We start from the raw sequence: 9,557 nt of genomic DNA, 5'->3' as shown, positions 1-9,557 counted from the left end.
CGACACCTTGCTGAGCATGTCCGTTCCTCCCCTCGCCTGACAAAGGCGGCATTCGCCGCTCGTTTGAGTGCGTCATTGTGGGCGCGCTCAAACTTCAGTCAATTGAGGGTGTCCCGCGATGCGGGTCGCGGGAGTTCATTTTCTCAGCGCGTCAATCGCTCCCGCGGACGGCGACTGTGCCGGCCATCCGACGACTGGGCGGATGGCCCTGCTTCCGACCCAACGCTCAATCGGCCAGCTGGGCGCGGGAAACCGGCTGCGGCCCATAGGGTGTCGAAGCGAAACCGGGAATGCTGTCGGGATCGGTAAAATCCCACGCATTTTCGCTAAGAGGCGTCTCGCTTGTCGTTTCCAGCGCCGGCGCGGGCACCTCAGCAGCCGACCGCCCGGTCGTCTCCTGACTCGCGGCTGGGTCTTCCGCCTGGGTCGGCAGCAGGAGATTGCACTCGGCACGTCCCGTATCCGGAAACTGCACCAGCAGAATGGCGGCAAATGCAATCGAAGATATCGCGGACCGACGATACGCATACACGAATGTCATCAGTGCCTCCTGTTGTTCGAAGCGCACCGATCTTCGCCAGCCGGCAACCTCTTGGATGTGAGCTGCCTCACACCGAAGCCCATCAAATCTAAGGCCAGACCTGTCCATCCGGAACGCTTCAACACAGCCGGCGTCGGGCCTATTCTGGCCGGATCAGGCGATCAGGGGAAAACAATGGCGCCCGCACATGACACGCTGATCCGCGCTCTTCCGAAGTGCGAATTGCACATTCACATCGAGGGCAGTCTGGAGCCCGAGATGATGTTCGCGCTGGCGCGGCGAAACGGCATTGCCCTGCCCTACGAGTCGATTGCGGACATCGAGAATGCCTATCGGTTTCAGAACCTGCAGGATTTCCTGAATGTCTATTACCTCGGCATGTCCGTGCTCATCACCGAGCAGGACTTCTACGATCTCGCCTTTGCCTATCTGAAGCGCGCGCGTGACGACAATGTCCGTCACGTCGAGATGTTTTTCGATCCGCAGGGCCATACCGATCGCGGCATTGCTTTCGCCACCGTGATCGACGGCCTGTCGCGGGCGATCGAGGATGCGAAACATACGCTGGGGGTATCAGCCAGTCTGATCATGTGTTTTCTGCGCCATCTCGACGAGATCAGCGCTGAGCGAACGCTCGACGCGGCGATGCCGTTTCGCGATCGCATCATGGGCGTCGGCCTCGACTCATCCGAGGCCGGTAATCCGCCGAGCAAGTTTGCTCGCGTGTTTGCCCGCGCGCGCGATGCCGGGTTTTTCCTGACCGCACATGCCGGTGAGGAAGGCCCAGCCAGCTATGTGTGGGAGGCGCTCGACGTGCTCGGCGTGATGCGGGTCGACCACGGCAATCACGCGATGGATGACGACGTGCTGGTCGGTCGCCTGGCGCGCGAACGAATGCCGCTGACGGTGTGTCCGCTGTCGAACTTGCGTTTGCGGGTCGTGAACGATCTTCACCACCACCCACTGCGCCGGATGATGGACCGCGGACTGATGGTCACGGTGAATTCCGACGATCCGGCCTATTTTGGCGGCTACGTAAACCGGAATTACAGTGTGGTGTCAGAAGCGCTGTCGCTTAGCCCTGAGGAGATCGCAGAAATCGTGAGAAACGGTTTTCATGCCTCGCTGATGAGCGAGGACGAGAAGATGAAAGCTTTGCAGGACATCGATCGCATCATCGCGTCTGCGAGGTGACAACGTTGGGGTGCTATGGCGCTCAAAGCAAAAGAGGAGTCCCGATCAACATCGGAACCCCTCTTTCAAACTCTATCGTATCGGTTACTGGTTCGGCGTCGCCGGGCGCGCAGGCGGGGTCTGGGTCGCCGGTGCAGATGGCCGGGCATTCGGTGAAGCAGGCGCCGTAGACGCTGGCGGGGTAGAAGACTGGCCTGTGGTCGCTGCGGGCGACTGACCTGTGTCTGCCGTGCGATCGTCCCTGCCCATGAAGGCAAGCGCTGCAATCAAGACAGCAAGCGCTGCAATACCACCGATGATCCAGTTCCAACTGAAGCCGCGGTCTGCCGCGTAACCGGCTTCGTTCACAGCCGGCCGTCTCGGATCCATGCGATTGGGATCCATGCGGTTTGGATCCACTCGGTTGGGATCATAGTCGGACATGGGTATCTCCTTGCTTCACGAGGTGATCTTGCGGTCGCATGTCAACGGCATGCCTTCGCAACGGTTCCACTCCTGTTCAACATCAACGCTTGGAAAGCTTCACCATTTGCAATCTGAAGGAACACTCCGTGAGATCGATGCGACGCAACGCGAAAAAGGCGCAATCCCTTCAATGGAACCTTTCAGGTTGGTTCGCGTTCATGTGCCACTGAACAACGGCACGCGTCGGCATCGCTTCGGATCCGGTCTTTGCAGTCGCTCGGCATAATGGCGCAAAGCCCGCGAGCCATGGTGACGGAAGCTGATGTCACACAGTTTCATCGAACAGGAGATTTCGGATGAGGAGGATTGTCCTGACGGCCGCTGCCATGCTGCTTGTGGCGAGCGTAGCCTCCGCGCAAAGCATTGAAGGCCGCGGCGACGGCAACAAGGATTTGACGAATTGCCCGCCGGCAAGCGCTGACCAGACGACGGGAGCGGCCTCGACCGACGCCAACGCAGTCGAAAAGAGCGCGATCCTGCCTTCCGCCGGCAACCATGAGCAATCCGCCGCGCCGACCGTCCAGCGCGACGGAAAGGCCGTCGAGGCGCGGACCGATTGCCCTCAGGACGCCAACCAACCGAAGCCGAACGGTTAACAACGCGCGAAAAACCATAACACCGAGCCGCGGATCGTTTCGATCCGCGGCTTTTTTGTGCGCTCTGGTCATATTTCCGGTTCCGTCAGCCGCACGAACTCGCTTAGATCGCCCCGCAAATCGGAGTGCGCTCTGTGCAAAGACTTGCCGGGCTTGCTGTTCTTGGTGTTCTGCTCGTAGCGAGCGGCTTGCCTGCCGCGGCATCCGATTCGTGGCCGCAGCCGCGCGTTTCGGTTTACACCGCCGACTGGCAAGCGGCACAGGCGGCATTGCCGATCATCCCGCTGAGCGGTTCGGCGGCCGATCCGTGGTCCGCCGCGAACGCACTTGCCAGAGAACATTTCCCGGCCATCGCGAGAAGCCCGGTCCCAGTACTTCTGCCCTATGCGATCGGGGACGATGCGCATGACCGCGCCACCGACAATGTAAATCCGGTGACGAGTTATCTGTCCGGGTTTGAGCCGACTCGGTTCTTCCACGCCGGCCCGACCGGATATGACGCGGGCTTCATCCTGCGCCCGGCCGACATACCCGGACTAAGCGACATCGACTACAAGAATCCGATCGTCGTCCAGATCTCGGCCTTCAATCTGCTGTACGAGCTGCCCGAGCCGAGAGGCGCCGTCGTCTTGCCCGCAGGGGATATTGCCAGGGACTTTCCCGGGATCCGCCGCCAGATTCTCGAACACACCTTGCGTTACACCTTCGAGCGCTTCGGCATTCCTTATGCCGTATCGATCCAATGCTACGACGGTCCGCAGCGGCGCACACGTCTGTCGTGCCGCAATGCCGACCGGATCGCTTTGCGTTTCCTGAGCGCGTTGCGCGTCGTCGGCGGCAACCGGATTGCGGCGGAACCAACGCCCGCACCTGCACCGGTCACGCGGCCCGAAATACAGTCCGAGGTGTTTCGTTATCATCCGCCGGGCAAGCTGGTGGCAGGAACCGGTATGCGCGCCAGCTCGGGAAATTCGGACCGGACTGTCTATGCCCGGTTGCGGTTTCCCGCAGCGGCGGCACCGGCTTACATCCAGACGCAGGCCTTCCGCCGCCGCACGGGTCCCGTGGTAGCGTCCTCGCCGACCTCCCCCGATGACGGGCAGCGCTCCGAAGCGAGGCCCTATATCTGGCGCGACAATTTCTGCGAGCGCCGCGACTTCGCCGTGGGCCAATGTCCATCCGGGCGCGGGCATCAGGGCCAGGACATTCGGGGCGTCAGCTGCGAACCAGGACCGCGCAAGCGCGACTGTCCGGCCAATCAAGACGTGGTCGTTGCCGCGCGAGACGGCATGATCCTGCGCGAATCCTGGCACGATTCGTTCTTCCTAGTGGTCAATGCCAACGGCGAACGGCTTCGTCTTCGCCATCTCCATATGCATCCGCGTCGGCTCGACGACGACGGGATTTTCAGCGGACTCATCGTCACGGAAGGTCAGCGCCTCGGCACGATCGGCAATTACAATCGCCGTCCGGGATTGACCACCACGCACCTGCATTTCGAGATGCAGGTGCCGACGCGGGACGGTTATGTGCGGGTCAATCCCTACATGACTCTCGTCGCCGCCTACGAGCATCTGATCGGCGCACGCGGCCAGGAAGAGGCGCCGCCCGCCACGCAGACGGATGAAGAAGCCAGCGCTGCCGAAACCGCAGCATCACCGGGTGGCGAAACGCCGGTCCCCGCGGCGGTCATACGCACGAGCGCTGCAAAATCGGTTGGTGCCGAGAACACTTCGCGCATCAAGTCGCATCGGGAAAAGGCGCGCGGCAAGGCCAAGCGGAAATCGAGGGGCGTCGGCAAGATCAGCGCGCGCGCACGGCTCGCCAAGGCGTCGAAGCGCAAATCGCGCTGACCTTGTCCGATTGCGGCCCGGATCGCATCCGATAGAATCCGCCATGCTCTCCAAGCGCGATTCGATGCTCGACCGGCGCCGCCTTTTGAAGGCGACCCTTGCGGGTGCGTTGTCGTTGTCTCTGCCGTCCGATGTGTTCGCGCAGAAGGCCGCCTTCCCCTTCGAGCAATGGATCGGCGCGTTCAGGCGCAAGGCGATCGCGCACGGTGTTTCCGCCGCAACCTATGACCGCGTGATGAGCGGGCTGAAGCCCGACACAAGCGTCTTCGCGTTGCAGCGCGCGCAGCCCGAATTCAACGAGCAGCTCTGGCAATATCTCAATCGCCGCGTGTCCGAATGGCGGATCGTCACCGGCCGCGAACGCGCGCGGCAATATGCGCCGCTGTTCGACAGGCTTGAACGCGATTTCGGCGTCTCGCGCGTGACGCTGCTGGGGCTGTGGGGGATGGAAACCGCTTACGGCGATCCGGTCGTCTTCCAGAACCACATGCGCCCGGTCTTCCCAAGCCTTGCCGCGCTCGCCTGGGGCGAACCGCGGCGCCGTGCCTATTGGGAAAAGGAGCTGATCAATGCGCTGCGCATCGTCGATCGCGGCTGGAGCACCCCGGCCGAGATGCGCGGCTCCTGGGCCGGCGCCATGGGCCATACGCAATGGATGCCGGAGGTCTGGCTCAATATCGGCGCCGATTATGACGGCGACGGCCGCGTCAACCCGTTCAGCCGTCCCGACGATGCGCTCGCCGGGACCTGCCGCTACCTGATCGAGCGCGGGAGGTATCGTCGCGGGGAACCCTGGGGCCACGAGGTCAAGGGGCCCAATCCCAAAGGCACGCGCAGCTATGCGGATTGGGAAAAAGCGGGCGTCGTTCGCGCGGACGGCAAACCCTATGCCGTGCCTGGCGCGCGCGCGAGAGGCTGGGTGCCGGTCGCCGGCGGGCCGAAATTCCTGATCGGCGCCAATTTCGATGCGGTGAAGAGCTACAATCCGTCGATGAATTACGCGCTCGCCATCTGCCATCTTGGCGATCGCGTGATGGGAGGCGGTCCCTTCGTCCAGCCCTTCCCGAACAGCGAGCGCGCGCCGACGCTCGCCGAGATCCAGGAAATCCAGCGGCGGCTGACCGCGCTCGGTTTCGATACCGGCGGCGCCGACGGACGGGTCGGTGCCCAGACCATGCGCGCCATCGCCAGTTTCCAGCGAAAGGTGAACATGGAGCCCGATGGCTATGCCGGAGTGAAGCTGCTCGCGCGGCTGCGGCAGGCTCGCTGAGCGTCATGCATGGCGGTCGATGCGCCCGCAGCCAAATGGTGGCGCTCAGGACTTGCGCAGCCCTGCTCCGGCCTGGACGCGCGACGAGGTGAGATTGCCGCCGCGCGCGGCGATCCACTCGGTGAGAAACGAGACGAAGGCCGTCACCTTCAGCGGGGTCTCCGGCGCACGCGGATACACCGCAAATAACGGACGCGCCGCAACCCGGTAGCGCGGAAACAGCGTCACGATCGTGCCGGCGGCAAGATCGTCCGCGACGACATAGCGTGGCAACAGCGCAGCCCCAAGTCCCGCGAGCACGGCCTTGCGCAACGCCAGCGCGGAATTCGACGTGAATGTGCCGGAGACCTTCACGCTTGACCGGTCCGCGTGATCCTTCGAAGCGCCACAGCCTGTCATTCGCCAACGCGCTTTCGTGAAGAAGACACGGGAACCGGGCGAGATCGGCTGGCGCGGACGGCCGGCCTTCGCGCACCAGAAGCGAAGGCGCGACGCACACCACCCACTCCATCGGCGCAATGGGAGTCTCGGACAGCGAGTTGTTGCGCGCCGACCCGAATTGCAGCGCGATGTCGAAACCGCGCTTGCCGAAATCGGTCGGACGGAACGACACGTTTTCGAGGATCAGCTGCACATGCAGTTTTGGTTGCGCCCGCGCGAAGGCAACGATCGCGTCGGCGAGATGCAGGGCACCGAACGACTTCGGCGCCGCGAGCCGCAAGGTCCCGGACGGCTCGGCCGGCGCCTTGATCAGCGCGCGCTCCTGCCCCTCGATATCGCGGAACAGCTGCTCGCAGAATGCAAGATAGGTACGACCCTGATCGGTCAGGTTGAGAGATCGCGTCGTCCTCTGCAGGAGACGCACGCCGAGGCGCTCTTCCAGCATGCCGACATGACGCGACACGAGCGCCCGCGACAGATTGAGCTGGTGCGCCGCGACCGTGAAGCTTCCGGAGCGGGCCACCCGCACGAATGTCTCCATCGAGCGCAGGCGGTCCATCGCGATTGTTTACTCCAGCGCAACAATGCCGTTTGCATTTATCGGCTTCTGTGAGCGAATGTCAAAGTGCTAGGGTGCGGACAAGACGCGGGCAAAAGCCCGCCGGTTCGAGGGACGAAACGTCGTGAGGCTATCTCATTCGTGCGTCCCCGCGCATGCGGGGACCCGGCAGCCAGCAGCCCGCACCGCCACATTCGCTGTGGCGCGCAGGCATGCGCCATCCTCATTCAGACTGGATCGCCCTTTATGAACAAGCACGCCACCCCGGCCACCAGCGCCGCACAGGTTGAAACCCCGGTCCCTGCCGGTGTGAACGCTCCGGCCTTCGGAAGCGACATCGTCGCACAGACCCTGCGCGACCTCGACATCCCCTATGTCGCGCTTAATCCGGGCGCGAGTTATCGCGGCCTGCACGACTCGCTTGTCAATTATCTCGGCAATGAGCAGCCGCAGATGCTGCTCTGCCTGCACGAGGAGAGCGCGGTCGCAATCGCGCAGGGCTATGCCAAGGTCACCGGCCGCGCGATGGGCGCAATCGTGCATTCCAATGTCGGGCTGATGCACGCCTCGATGGCGATCTTCAATGCCTGGTGCGATCGCATGCCGGTCGTGGTGCTCGGCGCCACCGGCCCTGTCGATGCAGCGAAGCGCAGGCCCTGGATCGACTGGATCCACACCGCGCGCGATCAGGGCGCGCTGGTGCGCGGCTATGTCAAATGGGATGACCAGCCCGCTTCGGCCGGCGCCGCCCGTGAGGCGCTCATTCGCGCGACCAATATCGCCAATGCGCTGCCGCAGGGTCCGGTCTATGTGAATCTCGATGCCGAGATGCAGGAAGCCAAGCTCCCCGAGCCGCTGCCGCCGATCGATGTGGCGCGCTACCAGCCGCGCATCTCGACCGCGCCCGATTCCGAAATGGTGAAAGAAGCCGCGGAGCGGTTGCGGCAGGCCAAGCGGGTCGTGATCCTCGCCGGCCGCGCCTCACGCAGCCTCGAGGCCTGGAATGCGCGCGTGTCGCTCGCCGAGGCGTTGAATGCACAGGTGCTGACCGACCTGAAGATCGGCGCATCCTTCCCGACCGATCATCCGCTGCATGTCGGCGCGCCCGGCATGCTGCTGCCGGATGCCGAGGGTCTGGAAGCCCTCGCACAGGCGGACATGATCCTCAGCTTCGACTGGGTCGATCTCGGCGGCGCGCTGCACGCCGCCAAGGCCAAGGCTTTCGTGATTGCGGCAACGCTCGACCATCACATCCATAACGGATGGAGCATGGACCATCAGGCCCTGCCGCCGGTCGACATGCTGATATCGGCCGATCCGGATGAGGTCGCCATCCGTCTGTCGCAGGTGATCGGCGCCCCGGCGAAGCCCGGCCAATTGCCCGCGACGCCGCGCCCGATGGCGGCGCCGGCGCCGACCGAAAAGCTCACCGTCGAAGACCTCGCCTATGCGACGCGGCAGGCGCTCGGCACACGCGAGGTATCGCTCACCCACCTGCCGCTGTCATGGAACAGTGCCTGGTGGCCGTTCCGCCATCCGTTGGATTTCCTCGGGTCCGATGGCGGCGGCGGCGTCGGTGGCGGCCCCGGCATTTCGGTAGGCGCAGCGCTGGCGTTGAAAGGCTCCGGCCGGCTGCCGGTCGCGATCTGCGGCGACGGCGACTATTTGATGGGCGTCACCGCGCTCTGGACAGCGGCGCATTACCGCATTCCGCTGTTGATGCTGATCGCCAACAATCGCTCCTTCTTCAACGACGAATTGCATCAGGAGCGCGTCGCCCGCATGCGGCACCGGCCGGTGGAAAACCGCTGGATCGGGCAGCGCATTTCCGATCCTGACATCGATCTCGCCGCCATGGCGCGCGCGCAGGGCGCGGAAGGGTTCGGACCGGTTCGCACGCACAGCGAATTGTCCACCGCCCTCCAGTCGGCGATAAATGCGGTCGAGGGCGGCGCAGTCGCCGTGGTCGATGTTCGCGTCGAACCGGGTTACGCTCCGGCGACGGCCGCGGTCATGACCAGAATGACCGAGTAATCCGGGAGGAGACATGTCCGCTGCAACCGCGAATGCGATCCGCGCTCCATCCGCCGCGGCAGCGGACCCCATCCTGGTGGTCAAGGATGTCACCAAGCATTTCCGCACGCCCGATGGTGTCGTGACGGCGGTCGATGACGTCTCGCTCAGCGTGCGGCAGGGCGAATTCCTCTCGGTGATCGGCCCTTCGGGTTGCGGCAAATCGACATTGTTCAATGTCGTGGGCGGATTGCTCGGCGACTATGAGGGCGAGGTTACGGTCGGCGGCGAACGCATCACCGGTCCGCACGCGTCCGTCGGGATGGTGTTCCAGGAGGAATCCACCTTCCCGTGGCGCACGGTGATCGAGAACGTGTCCTTCCCGCTCGAGATCGAGGGCATGGCAAAGGCGCAACGTCACGACAAGGCGCGGCACTTCATCAACATGGTCGGCCTCGATGGCTTCGAGAACCGCTATCCGAACGAGTTGTCCGGCGGCATGCGCCAGCGCGTGTCGCTGGCGCGCACGCTCGCATCCGAACCGAAAATCCTTCTGATGGACGAGCCCTTTGCCGCGCTCGACGAGCAGACCAGGCTTCTCCTCGGCGACAAGGTGCTGCAAATC

The 9,557-nt window shown here is 63.8% G+C and carries 7 protein-coding genes and 1 pseudogene; 6 read left to right on the top strand and 2 right to left on the bottom strand.

What is annotated here, in order from left to right:
* Positions 1-202 precede the first annotated feature (202 nt).
* The 4 genes from VN004_RS22475 to VN004_RS22460 all read left to right on the top strand — a co-directional run bounded on the left by VN004_RS22475 (position 203) and on the right by VN004_RS22460 (position 5,919).
* Entirely contained in the window at positions 203-1,735 is a 1,533-nt protein-coding gene (locus VN004_RS22475) for an adenosine deaminase (RefSeq protein ID WP_325614556.1), read from the top strand.
* 761 nt (positions 1,736-2,496) lie between these two features.
* Positions 2,497-2,796: a hypothetical protein gene (locus tag VN004_RS22470; protein ID WP_325614554.1), complete on the top strand. Its 300-nt coding sequence runs from the start codon at positions 2,497-2,499 to the stop codon at positions 2,794-2,796.
* A gap of 134 nt (positions 2,797-2,930) precedes the next feature.
* On the top strand, positions 2,931-4,649 hold the full coding sequence (locus VN004_RS22465) for a M23 family metallopeptidase (protein ID WP_325614551.1): 1,719 nt from the start codon (positions 2,931-2,933) through the stop codon (positions 4,647-4,649).
* 43 nt (positions 4,650-4,692) lie between these two features.
* The gene (locus VN004_RS22460; protein ID WP_325614549.1) at positions 4,693-5,919 is read left to right on the top strand and encodes a lytic murein transglycosylase; all 1,227 of its coding nucleotides are present in this window, start codon (positions 4,693-4,695) and stop codon (positions 5,917-5,919) included.
* Between the two features lie 45 nt (positions 5,920-5,964).
* On the opposite strand, the gene VN004_RS22455 is transcribed toward VN004_RS22460, so the two are convergent.
* Entirely contained in the window at positions 5,965-6,273 is a 309-nt protein-coding gene (locus VN004_RS22455) for a LysR substrate-binding domain-containing protein (protein ID WP_325614548.1), read from the bottom strand.
* An 88-nt stretch (positions 6,274-6,361) separates the two neighbouring features.
* A pseudogene (locus tag VN004_RS22530) lies at positions 6,362-6,901 on the bottom strand (LysR family transcriptional regulator); the annotation flags it as partial.
* A 264-nt stretch (positions 6,902-7,165) separates the two neighbouring features.
* Here VN004_RS22530 and VN004_RS22445 point away from each other — a divergent pair.
* Complete coding sequence (locus VN004_RS22445; protein ID WP_325614544.1) at positions 7,166-8,953, top strand: thiamine pyrophosphate-binding protein; 1,788 nt, start codon at positions 7,166-7,168, stop codon at positions 8,951-8,953.
* 13 nt (positions 8,954-8,966) lie between these two features.
* Positions 8,967-9,557, top strand: a 591-nt coding sequence (locus VN004_RS22440) for an ABC transporter ATP-binding protein (protein ID WP_325614541.1), incomplete at its 3' end; no start/stop codon positions are given.

Origin of the sequence: Pseudorhodoplanes sp., assembly GCF_035565855.1 — a bacterium.
Classification (GTDB): Bacteria; Pseudomonadota; Alphaproteobacteria; order Rhizobiales; family Xanthobacteraceae; genus Pseudorhodoplanes.
Note: the sequence above shows the minus strand (reverse complement) of the source record. Positions and strands in the feature narration are given on the sequence as shown.